The sequence below is a fragment of the Spirabiliibacterium pneumoniae genome (assembly GCF_014884995.1).
GTDB classification, from domain to species: Bacteria; Pseudomonadota; Gammaproteobacteria; order Enterobacterales; family Pasteurellaceae; genus Spirabiliibacterium; species Spirabiliibacterium pneumoniae.
In genome coordinates, this window is record NZ_JABMII010000004.1 from 168790 (window position 1) to 191489 (window position 22700).

Sequence of the window (22700 nt, forward strand, 5' to 3'; positions counted from 1 at the left end):
TTTATTTTGCAAGCATTAATATTGTTTTCATTAAATTCTTTTATTTATCCCTTTTATACAATAAATTAAATTTAAAAACCAAAAATGACGCTATAAATATTTTGTGATTAAAATCACAAATAATCAAAAAACTTCAAAACAACTCATTTTTTGCTGTTATGATGGGTTGGACGCTAAATGTGGGGCTAATCTCTGAGCTCATACTGATGGCTAACCATCAACATTCATATTGACAACTTACAGAGGTTTGTTATGGATATTTTAAATTCGCTATACGAACTGTTCCTTGGGTTCAATGCCCAGGTTCTATCAAAGGCGCCGCTTCTTCTTGGTATTGTGGCGTGTCTTGGTTATATATTGCTGAAAAAAGACACCACAACCATTTTAAAAGGTACGATTAAAACAATTGTGGGGTTCATGCTCGTTCAAGTAGGTGCAGGAACACTGGTAAAAGGGTTTAAACCAATTATTGAAAAACTCTCAGAATATCACGGTCTCACAGGTGCGGTTATCGACCCATACACCAGCATGCAAGCAACCATTCAGGCTATGGGAGATAATTACGGCTGGGTAGGCTATGCTGTTATTCTCGCACTTTTATTAAATATCTTACTGGTTGTCTTCCGTCGTTTTACTGGCATTCGCACCATTATGTTGACAGGCCACATCATGTTCCAACAAGCTGGCCTAATTGCCGTATTCTATATGATTATTGGCGCTTCAATGTGGGAAACCATCATCTATACAGCTGTTTTAATGGCGTTGTATTGGGGCATTTCTTCTAATATTATGTATAAACCAACTCAAGCGGTAACTGGGGGAGCTGGTTTTTCCATTGGTCACCAACAACAAATTGCCTCATGGATTGCAGTTAAACTTTCACCCAAATTGGGTAACAAAGAAGATAATGTTGATCACTTAAATCTGCCAAAATGGTTACACATCTTCCACGACAGTATTTCAGCAACCGCTATTGTTATGACTGTATTCTTCGGTATTATTTTACTGTCTTTTGGTTTAACTAACCTTCAAGCAATGGCTGGAAAAACGCACTGGACTGTTTATATTTTAGAAACAGGTCTTAAATTTGCCGTCGCCATCCAAATTATTGTTATGGGTGTACGGATGTTTGTTGCCGAGCTTTCAGAAGCATTTAAAGGTATCTCTGAAAAACTTATTCCTAACGCTGTACTTGCCATTGACTGTGCAGCCATTTACGCGTTCTCACCTAATGCGATGGTATTCGGTTTCATGTGGGGTGCCATTGGTCAGTTCATTGCAGTGGGTATTTTGCTTACGATGGGTGCGCCAATCTTAATCATCCCAGGATTTATTCCAATGTTCTTCTCCAATGCAACCATTGGGGTATTCGCTAACCACTTTGGTGGCTGGAAAGCTGTCATCAAGATTTGTTTAGTCATGGGTATGATTGAAGTATTAGGCTCTGCATGGGTCATCCATCTTCTTGCCACTCAAGGCGCTATCTTCAATGGCTGGATGGGTATGGCTGACTGGGCGCTATTCTTCCCACCAGTACTACAAGGTATTGTCAGTATTCCATTCTTCTTCTTTATCATTCTCGCACTTTGCCTTGTCTACATGGCTTATGCATCAAAACGCTTACGCGCAGATGAAGCAGCCGCTGCCGCTGCTGGCAAAACATTAGAACAAATGGACGGCTACAATCTAGACGATCTTGACCAAGACACAACTATCGCGCAAACAACAGAAGCTACTATCGCCAGCGACGAAAAACCAATTCGCATTTTAGCGGTTTGTGGTAGCGGACAAGGTTCTTCAATGATGATGAAAATGAAAATTGCCAATTATCTTGATAAACGTGGTATCCCAAATATTATGGATTCATGTGCTGTGACAGATTACAAATCTCGCCTTAATGATATTGATATTATTGTGTCATCTCGCCACTTGGCAAATGAAATTGAAGTAGGAGAAGGAAAAGCAGTATTAGGTGTACAAAATATGCTAAATCCAAATTCCTTTGGTGATGAATTGGTTGAATTAATCAAACAACATCATGCTCGCTAACTAATAATACTCGCCCACTTCTTTTGTGGGCGAAAAGGAGACAATATGAACTTAAAGCAATCGCTTATTGAAAATAACTCTATCAAACTTAATCAACATGCAGCAAGCTGGCAAGAGGCAATTAAAATTGGCACTGATATGCTGGTGAAGTCTGGCGCTATTGAACCACGCTATTACAACACCATTATTGAGTGCATCAAAAAAATGGGGCCATATATTATTCTAGCGCCAGGCCTAGCCATGCCCCATGCCCGCCCACAAGACGGCGTGAACCGTACAGCATTTGCACTGGTAACATTAACCGAGCCTGTCTATTTTGAAAGCGAGCCAGATCCTGTTCACGTTCTAATCACACTTGCTGGCAGTGACTCTAACAAGCATATGCAAGGATTAATGGAAATAACCCAAATGCTCGATGACCCAGACAGTGAAACAGGTGTTGATTTAGACAAAATCTTACGCTGCAAAACTCACGATGAAGTTTACACCGTGATTGATAATGCATTAAATTCATAACATTGAGGTATATTATGTCAAAACCTTTACTCCAAATTGCGCTGGATTCACTAGATTTAAAAACCGCGCAAGAAACTGCACAAAACGCGGCTGATTCTGTCGATATTATCGAAATCGGCACCATTTTAGCCTTTGCCGAAGGTATGAACGCTGTTCGTACACTGCGCAGTACTCATCCAAATCACATTATTGTGTGTGACATGAAAACAACGGATGGCGGTGCTATTTTAGCTAAAATGGCATTTGATGCGGGAGCCGATTGGCTGACTGTATCAGCAGCTGCACACATTGCCACTATTGAGGCCTGCAAAAAAGTCGCTGACAGCTATAATGATCACCGTGAAATTCAAATAGAAATTTACGGTAACTGGACATTTGAAGATGCCCAAAACTGGGTTGATCTTGGTATTAAGCAAGCAATCTATCACCGCTCGCGTGATGCCGAACTTGCTGGCAAAGGGTGGACAGAACAAGACCTCGAAAAAATGAGAAAACTCTCAGCCCTTGGCTTAGAAATTTCTATCACAGGTGGGATTGTGCCTGAAGATATTCACCTCTTTAAAGGCATTAATGCCAAGACTTTCATCGCAGGACGTGCTCTAGCAGGCGAGAGAGGGAAAGTAACAGCACAACAATTGAGAGATGAAATCAACAAATACTGGTAACATCCCATCCCCCCACCAATCGGTGGGGGTTATTTTTAAAACGCAAAGTGCGGTTAAAGTTTTTTCTCAAGCATGGCTTCGAGTTTTTCTTGGTCGGCAGCAAATTTGCGGATGCCTTCAGCTAGCTTTTCAACCGCCATTGGATCAAGGTTGTGTTCCCAGTAGAATTGCGCTTCAGTCATCTTTTCTGGGCGGGCAACTGTTTCGCCTTGGTAATCCAATTTGCGCTCAAGTTTGGCATCGGATTCTTGCAGCTCTTTGAGCAGTGCTGGGGCGATGGTTAAGCGGTCGCAGCCAGCCAGTTCGGTGATTTCACCCACGTTACGGAAGCTTGCACCCATCACGACAGTTTCATAGCCGTGTTTTTTATAGTAGTTGTAAATGTCAGTCACGGAAATTACACCTGGGTCTTCAGCTGGTGCAAATTCTTTTTTCTCGCCGTTCGCTTTGTGCCAGTCTAAAATGCGCCCTACAAATGGTGAGATGAGATACACGCCTGCTTCAGCACAGGCACGTGCTTGTGCTTGCGAGAATAACAAGGTAAGGTTACAGTTAATGCCTTCTTTTTCAAGGATTTCCGCTGCGCGGATGCCTTGCCAAGTGGAGGCGATTTTAATTAAAATGCGATCGTTGCTGATGCCAGCGTCGTTGTATAATTTGATTAAACGACGTGCTTTTTCAACGGTTGCGTTGGTGTCGTAAGAAAGACGCGCGTCCACTTCTGTTGAAATGCGTCCAGGGACAATTTTTAAAATTTCCAGTCCAATATTAACTGCCAATTTATCTTCTGCGTCAATGAGTTGTTGCGCTTTGTCTTGGCTTTGTGCTTTGGCATATGCAATAGCCTCATCGATAAGTGGGGCGTATTGCGGCAGCGATGATGCACTTAAGATCAGTGACGGGTTTGTGGTGGCATCTTGTGGTTGATAGGTTTTGATGGCCTCAATGTCGCCGGTGTCGGCGACAACCACTGTCATTTCGCGTAGGGCTTGTAATTGTGACATAGTTATTCCTTCTTTTTTCAGTAAAACTTCCGTTCATTCTAACCTTTAGAACGAAAATGTGCCAATAATTTGTCTGATAGGTAAAATTTTTCATTTTTGCGACTGCACTTTAAGAAAAATATGCGCGAAGGCGCAAATTCTTGTACAATCCGAGATAAGTCTATTGATTATTGATATGGGTTATGCAATGAAACGCAATCAGGTTACCCTTTTGACGGTGCTGGTGTGCACCGCACTTTACGGCAATCAGGCTGCCGCTGATCTCAAGCAGCAGTGCCTGCTCGGTGTACCGCACTTTGAAGGCGAAAAAGTCACTGGCAATGTGAACGACATGCCTGTTTATATCGAAGCTGACCGTGGTGAAATGCAAAATGCGACGCAAGCAACTTACAGTGGCGATGTGCAAATTCAGCAAGGCAACCGCACTTTGCATTCTGATCATGCGCAAATCACCACTGAACAGCGAGGCGATAAGGCGCAGCGCTATGCTTTTGTTAACGGCGCACTGCGTTATCAAGACGATTTAATCGCTTTAAAAGGGCGTGATGCGAAGATTGATCTCAATAGTAAAGACAGTGATATTCGCAACCTTGATTATCAGTTTGTTGACCGTCAAGGCCGTGGCAGTGCCGAACAAGCCCAAATGCAGGGGCGCTACCGCACTTTGCACAACGCCACCTTTACGTCATGCTTGCCTGATGACAATGCGTGGTCGATTGATGCCAATGAAATCCGCCAAGATCTGAAAGAAGAAGTGGCAGAGATGTGGGGCACGCGTTTTCGCATTCTCGGCGTACCCGTGTTGTACACACCGTATTGGCAGTTCCCGCTGGGCGATCGCCGCCGCAGTGGCTTGTTGATGCCAGATTTTGGCTCTTCTAGCCGTGATGGTTTGAGCTGGGGCCAGCCGATTTATTGGAACATAGCGCCAAATTATGACGCCACCATCACGCCAAAATACATGAGCAAGCGTGGGCTGCAACTGCTCGGCGAGTTTCGCTATTTAACCGCGTTCGGGCTGGGTAAAGTCGCTGGGGAATACCTTGCCAAAGACCGCTTAAAAGATTACATCGGTGAAAATAAATCTCGCCACTTGTTTTATTGGCAACACAGCGCACAATTTGCCAATGATTGGCGTTTGAACGTGGATTATACGCGGGTGAGTGATAAGCGTTATTTCAGCGATTTCACCTCGCAATACGGTAGCAGCACGGACGGCTATGCGACGCAACAATTTAAGCTTAGCTATTATCAGCCGAACTATAATCTCACCATCTCAGGCCGTCAATTCCAGGTGTTCGATGTGGCAGAAATTGGGCCGTATCGCGCTTTGCCACAGGTGGATTTTCACTACTATTCAGATGACTTAAACCCGTGGGGCATGAACTACGCGCTCTTTTCCCAAGCGGTGCATTTCGACAACGATTCAAAACGCATGCCAAGCGCATGGCGATTCCACCTTGAGCCAGAGCTGAATTTGCCATTGAGCAATCAATATGCCAGCCTCAATTTGCAAGGCAAGGTTTACGCCACCCATTATGCGCAAAAACAAGGCAAAGGTGCCAATGCCTTTGAAGTGCAAAGTGCGGTTACACGTGTGCTGCCACAATTTAAAGCTGACCTTGAAACAGTGTTACTGACCAATAAAACACTGTTTAAAGATTATTCTCAAACCATCGAGCCACATATTCAGTATCTTTATCGTCCGTATAAAAATCAAAGCAATATTGGCGCCAAGGGGCTTAACTCTAGTTTCTTGGGATTGGGCTACGACAGTGCTTTATTGCAGCAAGATTACTTCTCAATGTTCCGCGATCGCCGTTATAGCGGGCTAGATCGCATCGCTTCCGCCAACCAAATTACGCTGGGCGGCACTACGCGCTTTTTTGACGATCAAGCGCAAGAGCGTTTTAACCTCTCGCTGGGGCAAATTTATTATCTGCGTGACTCCAAAGTGGATGAAAGTGCGGTCAACAGCACCAGTGGGCATTCGTCGTCTTCTTGGGCGCTGGAATCAAATTGGAAAATCAACCCACATTGGGATTGGCGCGGCAGCTATCAATACGACACCACGCTGAGCGAAACCTCGCTGGCGAACATGGCGCTAGAATATAATCCATCGGGTAATAATCTAGTCCAGTTGAGCTACCGCTATGCGTCTAAAAATTACATCGACCAAAACTTGCTTAATGGCATCAACCGCTATAATCAAGACATTAAGCAAGTAGGCGCAACATTTGCTTGGGATCTTAGCGACAACTGGGCGGTGGTCGGGCGTTATTACCACGACGTAGCATTGGGTAAACCCGTTGAACAATACGCCGGCATTCAATACAACACGTGCTGCTGGAATGTCACCTTCAGTGCGCGACGTTATTTAACCTCCAGCACCCACACTACGCGTAACAGCGACAAAGAGCTGTTTTACGACAACGCCTTTGGCATCAACTTCCAAATCCAAGGTCTCGGCACAAATTACAATAGCGACCTGCGCAAAATGTTAAGCAAAGGCATGTTGCCATACGTCAAACCATTTAGTTTATAATCAAAAGTGTGGCATAACCGCACTTTGCGTTAAAGCAAACCCCACCAGCTGGTGGGGTTTTTGTTGGAGTTTAAAATTGTCGCTCTTCAAACAACCATTCGCCATCAGGTTGCTTGATCACATTATAAATACGGCTCGCTCCTTCTTCACTGGAAGGTGAAATATACCGCACTTTGAAATAGAGCGCATTGGCTGCGCTCATTTTAATGCTGTGAATGCTTTGAATATTCAAACAACCTGAACGGTGGTAATTCATATTGAGCGTCGGCTGCACATACGTCCATGTTTTATCAAAATAAGGTTTAACTTGGCTGGTGGTGGCATCACAGGCAATCAACCCTAATACCTTTTTGATCCTTGGTGTGGCTTGTTTGAACGCATTTCTCGCATTTTTAGGCACAACAGCTTTTTTTATGGCTAAATCAATGGATTGCTGCGTATTGTCATCAACATAGAGCATACCACCTGATAATACAGAATTGACTTGACCTAATGTTGAGTTGACCGTGCTGGCAATTTCACTGAGCGGTTGACAGGCGGCAAGGCAAGATGTTGTGATGATCAATAGTATTTTTTTCATATTTTCCTCAAATAACGACTTGACATGCAAATAAAAAAATCGCTTAATTTTACAGCACAGCACAGCACAAGCACTTTGCAACTTTTTTGTGACCATGACCGCACTTTGCCAATTAAAAGTGCGGTTTACATTCGTAATCTGCCTTTGCACTAGCTTGACGTGCAATAACAATTGAGATTAACCGCACTTTGCTATACACTATGATCCCGTCTTAGATAAGCCAACTTATCATCCATCACATTCAATTATTAGGTTTCAAATGGCTACCAATTATATTTTTGTAACAGGCGGTGTTGTATCTTCTTTAGGCAAAGGCATTGCTGCCGCCTCCCTTGCCGCAATCCTTGAAGCTCGTGGGCTGAATGTCACCATGATGAAGCTCGATCCGTATATCAATGTTGACCCTGGCACCATGAGTCCAACCCAACACGGAGAGGTGTTTGTCACCCAAGACGGCGCAGAAACTGACCTTGACCTTGGGCATTATGAGCGTTTTATCCGCACTAAAATGACCAAACGCAACAACTTCACCACGGGCAAAATCTACTCTGAAGTGTTGCGCAAAGAGCGCCGCGGTGACTATTTGGGCGCAACCATTCAGGTTATCCCACACATCACTAATGAAATTAAGGCACGCGTGATCGATGGTGCAGCGGATCACGATGTGGCGATTGTGGAAGTTGGCGGCACGGTGGGCGATATTGAATCATTGCCATTTTTAGAAGCTCTACGCCAGCTGGCTGTTCAGGTTGGCCGTGAACGCACATTGTTCATGCACTTAACGTTAGTACCGTACATTGCCGCCGCTGGTGAGCTGAAAACCAAGCCAACTCAACATTCAGTGAAAGAGCTGCTTTCTATTGGGATTCAACCCGATATTTTGATTTGCCGCTCAGATCGCGCTATTCCAGCTAATGAACGTGCTAAAATTGCGCTGTTTTGTAATGTCTCTGAGAAAGCGGTTATTTCCCTTAAAGACGTCAGCTCCATTTATCAAATCCCCGCGTTGTTGAAATCACAAGGCTTGGATGACTTTATTTGCAAACGTTTCCACCTTGAATGCCCTGAAGCAGATTTAAGTGAATGGGAGCAAGTGCTTTATCGCGAAAGCAACCCAAGCAATGGCGATGTCACTATCGGCATGGTGGGTAAATATACCGAGTTGCCTGATGCCTATAAATCCGTCAACGAGGCGTTGAAACACGCAGGGCTTGCTAATCGCGTGAACGTGCATATCAAATATGTTGACTCGCAAGATGTGGAAACCAAAGGTACCGAGATTCTCAAAGGGCTTGACGGCATTTTGATCCCAGGGGGCTTTGGCTACCGCGGTGTGGAAGGTAAAATTGCCACCGCACAATATGCCCGCGAAAATAACGTGCCGTATTTGGGCATTTGTTTGGGCATGCAAGTGGCATTAATTGAATTCGCGCGCCACAAAGCGGGCATGGCGGGTGCAAACTCCACCGAATTTGACAAGAACACACCATACCCAGTGGTGGGGCTGATTACCGAATGGCAAGATGCCGACGGCAAAGTGGAAAAACGCTCTGATAATTCCGATCTCGGCGGCACCATGCGCTTAGGCGCGCAGCAATGCCACTTGGCGTCGGGTTCAAAAGCGCGTGAGATTTATGGTGCGGACACCATTGAAGAGCGCCATCGCCACCGTTATGAAGTGAACAACAATTTATTGCCACAGATTGAACAGGCAGGCTTAAAAGTTAGCGGCTTGTCAGCAGATAAAAAATTGGTGGAAATTATCGAAATTCCAAATCATCCATGGTTTGTGGCAGCGCAATTCCACCCCGAGTTCACATCAACACCGCGTGACGGGCACCCACTGTTTGAAAGTTTTGTGAAAGCCGCGCACACAAATCAAGAAACGAAATAAGTTTAATCCAATACACCTTTATCGGCTTTGCTGATAAAGGTGTATTTTTATCAAAGTGCGGTTTTAAGCATTATGAACATCGAAGTCTGCGTTGAAAATAGTGAATCCATCCATGTGGTCAATCACTCAGGAGTGGAACGCATTGAGCTGTGTAGCGCGCTTGCTGTGGGTGGTTTGACACCGTGCTATGGGTTGCTGAAAAGTGCGGTCAAAATAGCTCAAATGCCAATTGCGATGATGATTCGCCCACGCGCAGGGGATTTTTTATTCAGCCGTGATGAAGTCGCAATGATGGTTGATGATATCCAGATGGCGCGAGAGCTCGGTGTGCATTGCGTGGTGATTGGCGCGTTGACCGAGCGCGGCGAAATTGATATAGCCACCACCCAACGCTTGGTTGAGGCGGCAGGGCCAATGGAGGTGACATTCCACCGTGCATTTGATGTGTGTGCTAATCCACAAACCGCACTTGAAACACTTATCGATCTCGGCTGCACGCGGCTGCTGACCTCCGGCCAAGCGCCCTCGGCGTGGCTAGGGCGTGAGCTGATCGCCAAATTGGTTGACCAGGCACATGGGCGCATCAGCATTATGGCTGGTGCTGGCGTGAGTGCGCAAAACGCCAAAGATTTATTAGCTGTCACCCACGCCGATGAACTGCATTTGTCAGCTAAGCGCTTTCGCTACAGTGCTATGGCACGCCAAAGTGCGGTCGCGATGGGGAAAAGTGCCGATGACGATCAACGCATTATGGTTACCGATGGTGAAGAACTCGCAAAGCTTCGGCAATCACTGGGCTTGTCATAAGCCATACTGGTATACGCTAAACTAGACTTAAATCAATCAATTTGTAATTTTTACAAGACAAACGGCGCAAATAGCTTTAAAATCAAAAAAGATTTTTTGAATTAAATCTTAGCACAAATGAGGAACTAAAAATGGCTAAAATTGTAAAAGTACTTGGTCGTGAAATCATCGACTCACGTGGTAACCCAACCGTTGAAGCAGAAGTACATCTTGAAGGTGGCTTTGTTGGTATGGCGGCTGCCCCATCTGGTGCATCAACAGGTTCTCGTGAAGCGTTGGAATTACGCGATGGCGATAAATCACGCTTTTTAGGTAAAGGTGTGTTGAAAGCGGTAGCTAACGTTAATGATGTTATCGCTCCAGCGCTGATCGGCAAAGATGCGACCAAACAAGCTGAAATCGACCAAATCATGCTTGATTTAGACGGCACAGAAAACAAAACCAAATTGGGCGCAAATGCCATTTTGGCGGTATCTCTTGCTAACGCAAAAGCTGCGGCGGCCGCTAAAGGCATGCCACTGTTTGCTTGGATTGCTGAACTCAACGGCACACCAGGTCAATACGCAATGCCATTGCCAATGATGAACATCATCAACGGTGGTGAGCACGCTGACAACAACGTTGATATCCAAGAATTTATGATTCAACCAGTAGGTGCAAAAACCTTACGCGAAGCCCTTCGCATCGGTGCTGAAGTGTTCCACAACCTCGCCAAAGTGTTAAAAGGCAAAGGCTTGAGCACAGCGGTTGGTGACGAAGGTGGTTTTGCACCAAACTTAGAATCCAATGCTGCTGCCTTAGCATGTATCAAAGAAGCCGTTGAAAAAGCAGGCTACGTATTAGGCAAAGACGTGACTTTGGCGATGGACTGCGCATCATCTGAGTTCTACAACAAAGACAACGGCATGTACGAAATGAAAGGCGAAGGCAAATCGTTCACCTCTCAAGAATTCACTCACTACTTGGAAGAGTTGTGCAAAAAATACCCAATTGTGTCTATCGAAGATGGCCAAGATGAATCAGACTGGGACGGCTTTGCTTACCAAACTAAAGTGTTGGGTGACAAAGTACAATTAGTCGGTGATGATTTGTTCGTAACCAACACCAAAATCTTGAAAGAAGGTATCGAAAAAGGTATCGCTAACTCTATCTTGATCAAATTCAACCAAATCGGTTCATTGACCGAAACCTTGAACGCGATCAAAATGGCGAAAGATGCAGGCTATACCGCTGTTATCTCTCACCGCTCTGGCGAAACTGAAGATGCTACCATCGCAGACTTAGCGGTGGGTACTGCGGCTGGCCAAATCAAAACCGGTTCTATGAGCCGTTCAGACCGTATTGCGAAATACAACCAATTGATCCGCATCGAAGAAGCATTAGGCGACAAAGCGCCATTCTTAGGCTTGAAAGCGGTGAAAGGCCAAGCATAATTTTTGCTTGATAAAAAAGGCTACCTGCGGGTAGCCTTTTTGTTTGACCGCACTTTGCCTTTTGCTCTTGCATTCACAGCTAGGCAATGTCAAACTGAGAGAATAACCCAATGCAAGGAGTGCCTATGCCACAGGATCCGAATTTCGCCCAAGAAGCCGAAAAATACGACAACCCCATCGCCAGCCGCGAGTTTATTTTACAAACCATCCGTGATCACAATGCGCCAATGAGCCGCAGCGATTTGCAAACCGCACTTTCGATCACCGACGAGGAGCAGCAAGAAGGCCTGCGCCGACGCTTGCGCGCAATGGAAAATGACGGTCAATTGGTATTCACTAAGCGCAAATGCTATGCCCTGCCTGAAAAATTATCTTTATTGAAAGGCACAGTGCTCGGGCATCGTGATGGCTTTGGCTTTTTGCAGGTGGAAAATGGGCAAGATTGGTATATTCCAAACAATCAAATGCAGCGGGTGATGCACGGCGATTATGTGCTCGCGCAACCCAATGGCTTTGATCGCCGTGGGCGGCAAGAAGTGCGGATTGTGCGTATTTTGGAAAGCCGTAAAAAGCAAATTGTTGGGCGTTTTTTCCTGGAAAGTGGCATTGGCTATGTGGTGCCTGACGACAGCCGCATCACGCAAGATATTTTAATCCCAGACGAGCACCGCATAGGCGCACGCATGGGGCAAGTTGTGGTGGTAGAGCTACAACAACGTACCCGTAAAAATCAGCCCGTGGGTAAGATTATCGAAATCCTCGGTGACAATATGGCACCTGGCATGGAGGTGGAAATTGCGCTGCGCAACCACGACATTCCGCATGTTTTCCCTGAAAGTGTTGAAAAGCAGATCGCCAATTTAAAAGAAGAAGTGCCAGAGGAGGCGAAAAAAGGCCGCGTGGATTTGCGTGAACTGCCACTGGTTACCATTGATGGCGAAGATGCGCGCGACTTTGATGACGCAGTCTATTGCCGACAAAATGACAACGGCAGCTGGACGCTATGGGTGGCGATTGCCGATGTGAGCTACTACGTGCGGCTGAAAACCGCATTGGACACCGAAGCTCGCGCGCGGGGCAACTCGGTTTACTTCCCTAATCGCGTAGTACCAATGCTACCCGAAGTGCTCTCTAACGGTCTGTGCTCACTTAACCCGCAAGTTGACCGTTTGTGTATGGTGTGTGAAATCACGCTCAATAAGCGTGGCAAAATGACAGGCTATAAATTCTACGAAGCGGTCATGAACTCCCACGCGCGTCTCACCTACACCAAGGTGTGGAAGATCTTGCAAGGTGATGAAGCCCTGCGTGAGCGCTACGCACCACTAGTGGGAGACTTAGAAGCATTATATGAACTGTACAAAGTGCTGATTAGCGCGCGTAAAAAACGTGGCGCGATTGATTTTGATACGATTGAGAGCAAATTTATCTTCAATGCGCAAGGGCGAATTGAGCGCATTGAACCACTGGTGCGTAACGACGCGCACAAAATCATTGAAGAGTGCATGATCCTCGCCAATATCGCCGCCGCCAGCTTTATGGAAAAAACCAAGGAGCCAGCGCTTTATCGCGTGCACGCAACGCCAAGCGAAGAAAAGCTCACTGCCTTTCGTGGCTTTTTGAAAGAGTGCGGTTTAACCTTGGGTGGCGGCTTGAAGCCGACGCCTGCGGATTATGCTGAACTGATGGAAAAAGTGCGGTCGCGTGCCGATCACGAATTAATCGAAACTATGCTACTGCGCTCTATGAGCCAAGCGGTTTATTCTGGCGATAACATTGGGCATTTCGGGCTGGCGCTGGAAGACTACGCGCACTTCACCTCCCCTATTCGTCGCTACCCTGACTTGAGCTTGCATCGCGGTATTAAATATCAACTTGCCAAAGCACAAGGTTCGAGCAAGCGTACCACCGCCACGGGCGGCTATCACTACACCTTAGATGAAATCGACCAACTCGGCGAGCACTGCTCCATGACCGAGCGCCGCGCCGACGACGCCACACGCGATGTTGCCGACTGGCTCAAATGTGAATTTATGCAAGACCACGTCGGTGAAGAGTTTGACGGCATCATCTCCGCTGTGACAGGGTTTGGCTTTTTCGTTCGCTTAAATGATCTGTTTATCGACGGGCTTGTGCATATCTCCACGCTGGACAACGACTACTACCACTTTGATGCACCAAGCCAGCGCCTGATTGGCGAAAACAGCGGGATGTATTACCGCCTAGGGGACAAAGTCAAAGTGCGGGTCAATGCGGTGAGCTTGGAAGAAAAACAAATTGACTTTGCCTTAATTTCAAGCGAACGCAAACCGCAACGCATGGGCAAAACCGCCAAAGATCGCGCCAAAAAACTACGCTACAGCGAAGCGCTGGAAAAACGTCTCGCCAAAGGCAAATGTGCGGTAAAAAAAGAGAAAAAACCAAGAAAACGTAGAAATAAACGGAAGAAATAGAGCAATATAATTATGAGTACACCAACCAATTTAGTTTTGCTCACCTTTGGTGATCGCTTGGAAACACATTACCAAGCGGCATTATCAATTTTGAGCTTTCTCAACGATCCGCATATTAACAAGGTCGTAGTGGTAACCGATCGCCAAGATTTTTATCGCTGTTTTGGTGATCACGTTGAATTTGTTGCCATTGATGAAACCACTCTCAGCGCTTGGCAAGGTGAGCAACAATTTTTCTGGCGGGTGAAAATAAAGGCGCTACAAACAGTTGCTGAGCGTTTTTGCGAACACCATATTTTGTATGTAGACTCTGACACTGTGCTCGGCGCACCTTTAACGCCATTAATTGACGGGCTCAATCGTCAGCAGCCGTTTATGCATATCTTTGAGGAGCGCCTAAGCGAGGGAAACAGCAAAACTGTGAGAAAAATGTGGAAATGTCTGCAAAACCGCACTTTTTCTGGTATCACCATCAACGAAAATACAGCGATGTGGAACGCGGGTGTCATCGCCTTACCACATGAAACCGCACACGAGATTTTGGCATTAGCGTTGACTATTTGTGATGAAATATGTGCTACTGATTGCCCACGACGATTAGTAGAGCAATTTGCGTTCTCTTTAGCGCTCAATCACCATCGACCACTACAAGGCTGTGAGCATATTATTGCGCATTATTGGGGCAACAAAGCGCAGTGGAATGTGCTTGCACAAGACCTTTTGCTCACAGCCTTTTTACACCACGAAAGCCTAGAACAAATGAAAGCACGAGCTGCCGAGTTACCCGTAAGGAGCGTGCCGATTTTTGTAAAAACCAGCAACACTGAAAAACGCCTAATACGTTTTATTCAGCGTTTATTCAAGCGTAATCAACAACGTTATTTCAATTCACAAGAGTAAACTCATGACCGAATTAATTTATGGCATTCATGCTGTGTCGTCATTTTTAGCGCGCTCGCCACAGCGGATTATTGAAGTATTTGCGTTAAAAGGGCGAGAAGATAAGCGCTTGACCGTACTTTTAGCGCAATTACAGTCTATTGGCATAACTGCCCAACTGGCTAATCGTGCCACGTTGGATAAAAAATGTGAGGGCGAGAATCACCAAGGGATTATCGCTCGTGTGCAAGCACAAAAAGAATACAATGAAAATGACCTTGACCGCACTTTGCAAGGCGTGGCTGCGCCATTTTTATTGATTTTAGACGGTGTGACAGACCCACATAATTTGGGTGCTTGTTTGCGTAGCGCCGATGCTGCTGGGGTGACGGCGGTGATTGTGCCTAAGGATAAATCCGCACAGCTTAATGCCACTGCGCGTAAAGTCGCGTGCGGTGCAGCAGAGAGTGTGCCGTTAATCCGTGTGACCAATCTTGCGCGCACGCTGCGTGAGTTACAACAAAAGTACAATATCTGGGTGGTGGGCACCGCAGGTGAAGCCACACAAACGCTCTATCAAGCCAAACTCACAGGCGCCATTGCGCTGGTAATGGGCGCGGAAGGAGACGGCATGCGCCGCTTAACACGGGAGTGTTGTGATGAGCTCATCAGCATTCCGATGGCAGGCTGTGTGTCGTCGCTGAATGTGTCGGTGGCAACGGGCGTGTGTTTATTTGAAATCGTACGCCAACGAGGCTAAAGGAGTGATTATGCAATATGAAGTGGTTGCCTTTGATTTAGATGGCACATTACTCAATTCACAAGGGCAAATTTTGCCTGAAACCCTTCACGCAATCGACAAAGTGCGGTCATTGGGTGTCAAGGTCGTACTCGTCACAGGTCGTCACCACACTGCAGCTCGCCCATACCACTCAGAGCTGGGGCTAGATACGCCAATTATTTGCTGCAACGGCACTTATCTTTATGATTATCAAAATGAAAAAGTGCTCAGTGCCAATCCGCTAACCTGGGCGCAATGCCAGCAAATTATCAGTCTCAACGAACGCTATGGCATTCATCTTTTGATGTACACGCGTGATGAAATGGCTTTTTGTGAAGTAAACCCACACATGGCGAAATTCCAACAATGGGTGGCGAGTTGCCCTGAAAATGTGCGCCCACACTTACGCCACTTAACCAGCTTTTATGAGCCATTGGCTGGACGGGAAACGATTTGGAAATTTGTCATCAGCGATCCTGATACCAAGCTGATGCAACAAGTGGTCGATACCCTGCCCGCCGATGAATTTAGCTGCGAGTGGTCGTGGGTTGATCGCGTGGATATTGCCAGCGGTGGCAACACCAAAGGCAACCGTTTGGCAGCGCTGCTTGATTTATGGCAAATTTCACCTAATGCGGTGATCGCATTTGGGGATAACCATAACGATATTAGTATGCTCTCAAGCGTAGGCTTAGGTGTGGCGATGGGTAATGCTGAAAGTGCGGTCAAAGCGCAAGCAAAATGTGTGATCGGTGATAATAATCACGCCAGCATCGCGCAGTTTCTAAGCGAGAAATTGACCTCGTGCTAATCTAAAATTAGTTGATCTTGCTCGCATTTTCAGCATTCCCTCGTTGACAGTAAGCGTGTAAACACGGTAGAAAAGAGCAACAGCAGTATAAATCGCTCTGCTTTAGTCTTTCGAGGCTTTAGCCCCAACGCCTGAAGGAGGTATTTATGCGAAAAAATGTTGGTCATATTGACCGTGCGATTCGTATTGTTATTGGTGCAGTGTTGTGCATTTTGAGTGCATTTAAAATCATTGGCCCATGGGGCTATATTGGAGTGGTGATTGCTATAAGTGGTGTGATTGGCTTTTGTGCATTATATCAATGGATTGGCTTTTCTACCTGTCCTTATGTCCCTCATCCCGATGTGGACGCAGATGAGGAATAAGCCTAACCTCTCAGCGCACTAGTATGTTTCATAGTGCGGTTTTTTATTTCGTAAACCGCACTTTAGCTTTTCGGCTAAAACTCGTATAATACCCCCATTTGAAGACAGCCATGTACAAATGCTTTATCCTAGCACTCACCGTCATGCTCACAACTCACTGTGGCACCATTGTAACCTTGATCAATCCCACCACGCCTTATCTACCTTATGCAGGCGTCAAATATGACTACGCCATGGCTAAACACTGGGGATTGCCTATGTTAGATATTCCATTATCGTTTATGCTCGACACCGCACTTTTGCCTTATGCGTGGGCGCAGGATAGCCAATGAAATTAAATCCACAACAAGCGCAAGCTGTTCACTTAAGCACGGGGCCGTGTTTGGTGCTCGCTGGAGCTGGCTCGGGCAAAACGCGGGTTATTATTAATAAAATTGCGCATTTGATTCGCCACTGCGCTTACAATCCGAGCCATATTGCCGCGGTCACATTCACCAATAAAGCCGCACGGGAGATGAAAGAGCGTGTGGCGCACGCCATTGGCAAAAAAGAAAGCCGTGGCTTGACGGTTTGCACCTTTCACACCCTCGGTTTTGATTTTCTTAAGCGAGAATATCGGCTGCTGGGCTATAAAGCCAATATCACTTTATTTGATCAACACGATCAGCTCGCGCTGCTCAAAGAGCTGTTTGAGCGCGCTTTCAAAAAGGATAAAGAGTGGTTTGCCCAATTACAAAATTATATCTCGCGTTGCAAAAATGATTTGCTGCTCCCCCCGCAGGCTATCGCACAAGCACATGACGCAAATGATGCGCTTTTTGCGCAGTGTTATCAGCACTATCAACAACAAATGAAGGCCTACAATGCGCTGGATTTTGATGATTTGATCATGCTGCCCACCTTGCTTTTACACGAAAATGATGAGGTGCGCGTGCGTTGGCAAAACAAAGTGCGGTATTTGCTGGTGGATGAATACCAGGACACTAACACCAGCCAATATGAGTTTATCAAGCTCTTGGTGGGTGAGAAGGCCAATTTTACCGTGGTGGGTGATGATGATCAGTCGATTTACTCATGGCGAGGGGCGCGGCCTGAAAATATGCAGCGCCTGCGTGATGATTTTCCTGATTTAACGGTGATCAAACTTGAGCAAAATTATCGCTCTAGTCAGCGGATTTTAAATGCGGCGAATATTTTGATTGATAATAACGATCACGTCTTCGCCAAGCGGCTGTTTTCCCAGCTAGAAGAGGGCGAAAAGCTCAACATTATTGAAGCCAAAAACGAAGAACATGAAGCAGAGCGGGTCATTGCCGAACTGGTGGCGCACCGCTTTATGCGCAAAACGCGCTACAAAGACTACGCGATTTTATACCGCGGCAACCACCAATCGCGCAGCCTTGAAAAGGTGCTGATGCAAAACCGCATTCCGTATAAAATCTCGGGTGGGACATCGTTTTTCTCCCGCGCGGAGGTGAAAGACATGATGGCCTATTTGCGCGTGTTGGTGAACCCCGATGACGACGCCGCCTTTTTGCGCATTGTCAACACACCCAAGCGGGAAATTGGCTCCGCCACGCTGGAAAAGCTCGGCCAGCTGGCGCAAGAAAAGCACATCAGCCTATTTGCCGCCATTTATGAATTTGAGCTGATTCAACGCCTGACACCGAAAAGCTATGCCGCACTGCAACACTTTGCCGACTGGCTGGTGGCGCTAAATGATGAAAATCAGCGCGTGAGCGGTGAAAGTGCGGTGCGCAGCCTGCTTGAGGGGTTGAATTATCAAGCCTATTTATTCGACAACGCCACCAGCCCCGCCATTGCTGAAATGCAAACACGCAATGTGGCAACACTGTTTGACTGGGTGAGCGCAATGCTTAAAGGATCCGAGCTTGAGCCACCGCTGACACTTAGCCAAGTAGTGGCACGCTTAACGCTACGGGATATGCTTGAGCGTGGCGAAGAGGGCGACGACGCCGATCAGGTGCAGCTCATGACACTGCATGCTTCAAAAGGCTTAGAATTTCCCTACGTTTACCTTATCGGCATGGAAGAAGGCATTTTGCCACACCAAACCAGTATTGATGAAGACAACGTGGAAGAAGAGCGCCGTTTAGCATACGTTGGTATTACGCGCGCGCAACGCGAGCTGACCTTCTCCCTTTGTCATGAACGACGGCAATACGGCGAAATCTTTAAGCCAGAACCAAGCCGCTTTTTGCTTGAGTTGCCACAACACGATTTGATTTGGGAGCGCGACAAGCCGCCAATGACGGAAGCGCAAATCGAACAAAAAACCCAAAGCCATGTGGCCAACCTGCGGGCATTTCTGAAGACGAAAAAATAACCAATTGCACTTTAATTGCTTGCAAATCAAGCAACCAAACCAAAAAGTGCGGTTTGAAGGCAAAAAGCATTTGACTTATTTTCAGAAAATCGTATCATGTGCGCTCAAACCAAATGTGGTGAGATGGCCGAGAGGCTGAAGGCGCACCCCTGCTAAGGGTGTATAGGGGAAACTCTATCGAGGGTTCGAATCCCTCTCTCACCGCCATTTATACTGCGCATCCGTAGCTCAGCTGGATAGAGTACTCGGCTACGAACCGAGCGGTCAGAGGTTCGAATCCTCTCGGATGCGCCATTCACTTTTACTCTAGGTGAATGTCAAAAGGATAAGTGCGGTTAACAATATATCAGCGCATCCGTAGCTCAGCTGGATAGAGTACTCGGCTACGAACCGAGCGGTCAGAGGTTCGAATCCTCTCGGATGCGCCATTTCTTTTTATCTTTACTCCACTATTTCTCGCAATCTTACACAGTGCTTTTTTACGTTCAAAACGAAATTAAGAATAAGTGTCATTTGTATTCAATAGTCAAAAACTATATAATCTAGCCATCATTAAATACAAGGACACATCATGTTAGTTACCTTTCTCATCATGCTGCGCGAAGGGCTTGAGGCAGCGTTGATCGTTGCCATTGTCGCTGGCTTTTTGAAACAATCAGGCCACAGCCATATGATCCCAAAAGTGTGGTTAGGCGTTCTCGGCGCATTAATTTTATGTGCACTCATTGGCTACGGCATCTATAAAGGCACAGGCGAAATCCCGCAACAGGCTCAAGCTATGGTGGCAGGCTCCATTGCTTTAATCGCCGTCGGCATGCTGACGTATATGATTTTATGGATGAAAAAAGCCGCACGCTCAGTTAAGCAACAGTTACAAGACTCCGTCACTGCCGCACTTAAACAAGGCAATGGGCAAGGCTGGGCGCTGGTGGGCATGGCGTTTTTAGCCGTGGTGCGTGAAGGGATTGAAACCGTCTTCTTCCTGCTAGCCGTGTTCCAACAAAGCAGCTCACAATATATGCCGCTTGGCGCCGTGCTGGGCTTGGTATTTGCCATTGTGATCGGCTGGCTGATTTATGAAGGCAGCGTGAGCCTCAATTTAGCCAAATTCTTCCGCTGGACAGGCGTATTCCTTATTTTTGTCGCCGCAGGCTTGATCGCCAGCGCCTTTCGTGGCTTTCATAATGCAGGGCTATGGCAATGGGGGCAAGAAGTGGTATTCAACTGGTCAAGCACACTCAACGAAAAAAGCCCGTTTGGCATTTTGCTCGGTGGCATTTTTGGCTACACCGACCACCCAACCGTGAGCGATCTCACGCTCTATTTCGGCTACCTTATCCCAGCACTGTTTTTCTTTTTATACCAAGTTAAACGCATACCTGCGAAGGCTTAATAAAAAACCGCACTTTCAAAGTGCGGTTTTTTTTCTGGTAACTTACTTCCCTTGCGATTGCTGCTTGGCTTTCGCTTGGGCGCGCGTTTTCTTTTGCTGCTCAAGGAGTGGCTCATAACGTTTGTCGGTGAGGGTCTCCATAAACGCCACCAGCGCATCAACTTTACGATCAGTGAGTTTTTGCGCTAACAATTTATCCATGCTCAACGTGCCTTCCACTTCTGGTTTACCCCATGGTTTGCCTGTTTCAGGGTTAATTTTATTATCTGGGTTATTATACTTATCGTAGAACAACACTACCGTACGCAAATCTTTAAACACACCGTTGTGCATATAAGGCCCGGTGACCGCAACATTGCGCAAGGTTGGCACTTTGAATTTGCCGCGTTGTTTCGCTTTATCGGCGGGATCGGTGATCATCGGATTTTCCGCCAAGCCCTCATCTTTAAAACTGTCAGGCAGTTTATCCAGCGCTAACAGTTCAGGATTCGATGGCACGCCAATGTTGTGATATTCATAATTGGTGAAGGTTTCGTTTTTCAGATCTTCACGTTTTTCCAACGTGTGGCATTCAATACATTTCAGATTATTATTTGAGAAAAACAGCGTGCGTCCCAAATCCTCTAGTAGTGTCAGCTCATACTCACCACGCAAATAACGGTCATATTTGGAATCAAATGGCGCAAATTCATCGGTCATTTCATAGGCGGCAATAGCATCGGTCATGGCGGCATAGGCTGTTTTCGTGCTGTCCCATACGTGCTCACCATAGAGCTGAATAAAATTGTCGTGATAAAACGGATTGGCTTTAATGCGTGCCACCACTTCATCTTCATTGCCCATCGCCATTTCAACTGGATTCACTGGCGGCCCTCCAGCTTGCGCGGCTAAATCGACTGCCCGTCCATCTAAGAATTGACCGCCGACATATTCACCCTTTTTCTTGTCAAAATGAAAGTGCGGTGAGAATTTAGCATAAGCGGCCGTTGGCGCATTACGCGTTCCGAAAGAATGCCCATCACTGCCCTCAGACACAATGCCATTCGCTTTGCTGGCACGGCCATCGGTGTAGCCATGATCGGGATTATGGCAGCTTGAACAACTTTCATTTTGGTAAAAAGAGAGATCGGTGTCAAAAAATAGCGCTTCGCCAAGGGCAACTTTGTCAACGGTTGCCTTCGCGAAGGCGAGATTGCCGACGCAGCAACACGCTGCGCTGACGATCAGCGTGAGATAACGTTTTTTCATGATTTTTTCTCCACAACATCCAGCAGTCAACAAACGGCTGCTTAAATAGATCAAATAAAGTGCGGTAATGCTTTGCCATTTTTTCAGGGAAGCCAAATGGCGGTGGCGTGTTGATATGTTCACTGGTTTGCAGTGTGCCAAAAGTGCGGTCGAACACGCTTAAATAGCCGCCAAAATTACGCGCCGCGTATTCATAGGTGTGATGCAATTGGTGCTGTGCTGGCGAGATCAACCAGTGCTCAAGCCATTTTGGGTAACGCAAATAGATGTGTGAGTGCCGCAAATTGCCACCGAGCATGGCCATTAACCAAATAAAGCCATTCGCACCACCGATCATATACACATTAATGCCCGCGCCAAACGCCCATAAAAACACCCCTGTCACCACACCTGCGGTAAGTGCATAGCGTAGCCCAAAGAGCAAGTTCTCCATCGGGTGTACACGATAAAACGTGATTGGGTTAAGCACAGGCGCGCTGTGATGCACTTTGTGAAATTGCCACAGCCATGGCACGGTGTGCAGCCAGCGGTGCAGCCAATAACGTGTAAATTCGCTGGCAACGAAAAGTGCGGTTGTGTAACACAATGTGGTCAGCCAAGGCGACCAACTTAAATGCAACGGTGCATGGAGTTTTAACAAAACAAGATTGGTATAAAGCGCCACCGTCTTGGCTGATAAAATCAGCGGCAAGAGAAGATAGACTTTCACCAGCCACACGGCGACAAAATAACGATAATCCAACAGCGCACTTGGGTGCAACCAATAGGTTTTTATCTCGCCCAAGCAACTGCGAACGGTGGTGGTTTGCCTACGAGGTTGGAACAACATATACAACAGCGCAATCGCCAGCGCGCTAGCAAGGTAGCCCCAATAGAGGCGCTGTTGCGGGTTGAACAAATAATCATCTATCAGTGGCACTATTGCACCTT

General features: G+C 46.6%; 19 protein-coding genes and 3 tRNA genes. 18 read left to right on the forward strand and 4 right to left on the reverse strand.

The features are described 5' to 3' along the window. The first annotated feature begins 252 nt into the window (after positions 1-252). Genes HPC38_RS03210 through HPC38_RS03220 form a run of 3 tightly spaced genes read left to right on the forward strand, consistent with a single transcriptional unit; the run spans position 253 to position 3230 of the window. Positions 253-2049 (forward strand): PTS ascorbate-specific subunit IIBC, encoded by a 1797-nt coding sequence (locus HPC38_RS03210; RefSeq protein WP_208119835.1) that lies wholly within the window; start codon positions 253-255, stop codon positions 2047-2049. 45 nt (positions 2050-2094) lie between these two features. Next, positions 2095-2565, forward strand: coding sequence for a PTS sugar transporter subunit IIA (locus HPC38_RS03215; RefSeq protein WP_208119836.1), 471 nt, complete (start codon positions 2095-2097; stop codon positions 2563-2565). A gap of 14 nt (positions 2566-2579) precedes the next feature. Beyond that, positions 2580-3230 carry a 3-keto-L-gulonate-6-phosphate decarboxylase UlaD gene (locus HPC38_RS03220; RefSeq protein ID WP_208119837.1) on the forward strand — a complete coding sequence of 217 codons (651 nt, stop codon included), beginning with the start codon at positions 2580-2582 and terminating at the stop codon, positions 3228-3230. A 53-nt stretch (positions 3231-3283) separates the two neighbouring features. Here the strand turns inward: HPC38_RS03220 and tal are convergent, their stop codons facing one another. Next, complete coding sequence (tal, locus tag HPC38_RS03225) at positions 3284-4234, reverse strand: transaldolase (RefSeq protein ID WP_208119838.1); 951 nt, start codon at positions 4232-4234, stop codon at positions 3284-3286. A 187-nt stretch (positions 4235-4421) separates the two neighbouring features. Between tal and lptD the strand changes: the two genes are divergently transcribed. Next, positions 4422-6779 (forward strand): LPS assembly protein LptD, encoded by a 2358-nt coding sequence (gene lptD / locus HPC38_RS03230; RefSeq protein WP_208119839.1) that lies wholly within the window; start codon positions 4422-4424, stop codon positions 6777-6779. A gap of 70 nt (positions 6780-6849) precedes the next feature. Here lptD and HPC38_RS03235 read toward each other — a convergent pair whose 3' ends face one another. Beyond that, the gene (locus tag HPC38_RS03235) at positions 6850-7359 is read right to left on the reverse strand and encodes a hypothetical protein (RefSeq protein WP_208119840.1); all 510 of its coding nucleotides are present in this window, start codon (positions 7357-7359) and stop codon (positions 6850-6852) included. 259 nt (positions 7360-7618) lie between these two features. Here HPC38_RS03235 and HPC38_RS03240 point away from each other — a divergent pair, with 259 nt between their 5' ends. From HPC38_RS03240 to efeU, 14 genes are all read left to right on the forward strand, one after another. Further along, entirely contained in the window at positions 7619-9253 is a 1635-nt protein-coding gene (locus tag HPC38_RS03240) for a CTP synthase (RefSeq protein ID WP_208119841.1), read from the forward strand. 72 nt (positions 9254-9325) lie between these two features. After that, entirely contained in the window at positions 9326-10060 is a 735-nt protein-coding gene (locus HPC38_RS03245; protein WP_208119842.1) for a copper homeostasis protein CutC, read from the forward strand. Between the two features lie 131 nt (positions 10061-10191). After that, positions 10192-11493, forward strand: coding sequence for a phosphopyruvate hydratase (eno, locus tag HPC38_RS03250; protein ID WP_208119843.1), 1302 nt, complete (start codon positions 10192-10194; stop codon positions 11491-11493). Between the two features lie 110 nt (positions 11494-11603). Beyond that, positions 11604-13946, forward strand: coding sequence for a ribonuclease R (rnr, locus tag HPC38_RS03255; RefSeq protein WP_208119844.1), 2343 nt, complete (start codon positions 11604-11606; stop codon positions 13944-13946). Positions 13947-13958: 12 nt separating this feature from the next. After that, entirely contained in the window at positions 13959-14846 is an 888-nt protein-coding gene (locus HPC38_RS03260; protein ID WP_208119845.1) for a hypothetical protein, read from the forward strand. Between the two features lie 4 nt (positions 14847-14850). Next, positions 14851-15585, forward strand: a complete 735-nt coding sequence (gene rlmB, locus HPC38_RS03265) for a 23S rRNA (guanosine(2251)-2'-O)-methyltransferase RlmB (RefSeq protein WP_208119846.1) — start codon at positions 14851-14853, stop codon at positions 15583-15585. A 10-nt stretch (positions 15586-15595) separates the two neighbouring features. After that, a complete protein-coding gene (locus tag HPC38_RS03270; protein ID WP_208119847.1) occupies positions 15596-16417 on the forward strand; it encodes a pyridoxal phosphatase in 822 nt (273 codons plus the stop codon). A 146-nt stretch (positions 16418-16563) separates the two neighbouring features. Continuing rightward, positions 16564-16782 carry a YgaP family membrane protein gene (locus tag HPC38_RS03275; RefSeq protein ID WP_208119848.1) on the forward strand — a complete coding sequence of 73 codons (219 nt, stop codon included), beginning with the start codon at positions 16564-16566 and terminating at the stop codon, positions 16780-16782. Between the two features lie 110 nt (positions 16783-16892). Further along, complete coding sequence (locus tag HPC38_RS03280) at positions 16893-17114, forward strand: YceK/YidQ family lipoprotein (RefSeq protein ID WP_208119849.1); 222 nt, start codon at positions 16893-16895, stop codon at positions 17112-17114. Continuing rightward, entirely contained in the window at positions 17111-19129 is a 2019-nt protein-coding gene (rep, locus tag HPC38_RS03285) for a DNA helicase Rep (RefSeq protein ID WP_208119850.1), read from the forward strand. Before HPC38_RS03280 ends, rep begins: the two co-directional genes overlap by 4 nt. A gap of 117 nt (positions 19130-19246) precedes the next feature. After that, positions 19247-19336: transfer RNA gene (locus HPC38_RS03290), tRNA-Ser, on the forward strand. A gap of 10 nt (positions 19337-19346) precedes the next feature. Next, a tRNA-Arg gene (locus tag HPC38_RS03295) sits at positions 19347-19423 on the forward strand. A 57-nt stretch (positions 19424-19480) separates the two neighbouring features. Further along, positions 19481-19557, forward strand: a tRNA-Arg gene (locus HPC38_RS03300). 143 nt (positions 19558-19700) lie between these two features. After that, entirely contained in the window at positions 19701-20522 is an 822-nt protein-coding gene (gene efeU / locus HPC38_RS03305; RefSeq protein WP_208119851.1) for an iron uptake transporter permease EfeU, read from the forward strand. A 42-nt stretch (positions 20523-20564) separates the two neighbouring features. On the opposite strand, the gene HPC38_RS03310 is transcribed toward efeU, so the two are convergent. Further along, entirely contained in the window at positions 20565-21770 is a 1206-nt protein-coding gene (locus HPC38_RS03310) for a cytochrome-c peroxidase (protein WP_208119852.1), read from the reverse strand. Further along, positions 21688-22689, reverse strand: a complete 1002-nt coding sequence (locus HPC38_RS03315) for a sterol desaturase family protein (RefSeq protein ID WP_208119853.1) — start codon at positions 22687-22689, stop codon at positions 21688-21690. Before HPC38_RS03315 ends, HPC38_RS03310 begins: the two co-directional genes overlap by 83 nt. Positions 22690-22700 lie beyond the last annotated feature (11 nt).

Excerpts from the sequence above, each read along its gene's own strand:
- HPC38_RS03280 (WP_208119849.1), top strand. The coding sequence starts at position 16,893 with ATGTACAAATGCTTTATCCTAGCACTCACCGTCATGCTCACAACTCAC.
- efeU (WP_208119851.1), top strand. The coding sequence starts at position 19,701 with ATGTTAGTTACCTTTCTCATCATGCTGCGCGAAGGGCTTGAGGCAGCG.
- eno (WP_208119843.1), top strand. The coding sequence starts at position 10,192 with ATGGCTAAAATTGTAAAAGTACTTGGTCGTGAAATCATCGACTCACGT.
- HPC38_RS03215 (WP_208119836.1), top strand. The coding sequence starts at position 2,095 with ATGAACTTAAAGCAATCGCTTATTGAAAATAACTCTATCAAACTTAAT.
- HPC38_RS03220 (WP_208119837.1), top strand. The coding sequence starts at position 2,580 with ATGTCAAAACCTTTACTCCAAATTGCGCTGGATTCACTAGATTTAAAA.
- HPC38_RS03240 (WP_208119841.1), top strand. The coding sequence starts at position 7,619 with ATGGCTACCAATTATATTTTTGTAACAGGCGGTGTTGTATCTTCTTTA.
- HPC38_RS03260 (WP_208119845.1), top strand. The coding sequence starts at position 13,959 with ATGAGTACACCAACCAATTTAGTTTTGCTCACCTTTGGTGATCGCTTG.
- HPC38_RS03270 (WP_208119847.1), top strand. The coding sequence starts at position 15,596 with ATGCAATATGAAGTGGTTGCCTTTGATTTAGATGGCACATTACTCAAT.
- rlmB (WP_208119846.1), top strand. The coding sequence starts at position 14,851 with ATGACCGAATTAATTTATGGCATTCATGCTGTGTCGTCATTTTTAGCG.
- lptD (WP_208119839.1), top strand. The coding sequence starts at position 4,422 with ATGAAACGCAATCAGGTTACCCTTTTGACGGTGCTGGTGTGCACCGCA.
- HPC38_RS03210 (WP_208119835.1), top strand. The coding sequence starts at position 253 with ATGGATATTTTAAATTCGCTATACGAACTGTTCCTTGGGTTCAATGCC.
- HPC38_RS03275 (WP_208119848.1), top strand. The coding sequence starts at position 16,564 with ATGCGAAAAAATGTTGGTCATATTGACCGTGCGATTCGTATTGTTATT.
- HPC38_RS03235 (WP_208119840.1), bottom strand. The coding sequence starts at position 7,359 with ATGAAAAAAATACTATTGATCATCACAACATCTTGCCTTGCCGCCTGT.
- rnr (WP_208119844.1), top strand. The coding sequence starts at position 11,604 with ATGCAAGGAGTGCCTATGCCACAGGATCCGAATTTCGCCCAAGAAGCC.
- HPC38_RS03310 (WP_208119852.1), bottom strand. The coding sequence starts at position 21,770 with ATGAAAAAACGTTATCTCACGCTGATCGTCAGCGCAGCGTGTTGCTGC.
- HPC38_RS03245 (WP_208119842.1), top strand. The coding sequence starts at position 9,326 with ATGAACATCGAAGTCTGCGTTGAAAATAGTGAATCCATCCATGTGGTC.
- rep (WP_208119850.1), top strand. The coding sequence starts at position 17,111 with ATGAAATTAAATCCACAACAAGCGCAAGCTGTTCACTTAAGCACGGGG.
- tal (WP_208119838.1), bottom strand. The coding sequence starts at position 4,234 with ATGTCACAATTACAAGCCCTACGCGAAATGACAGTGGTTGTCGCCGAC.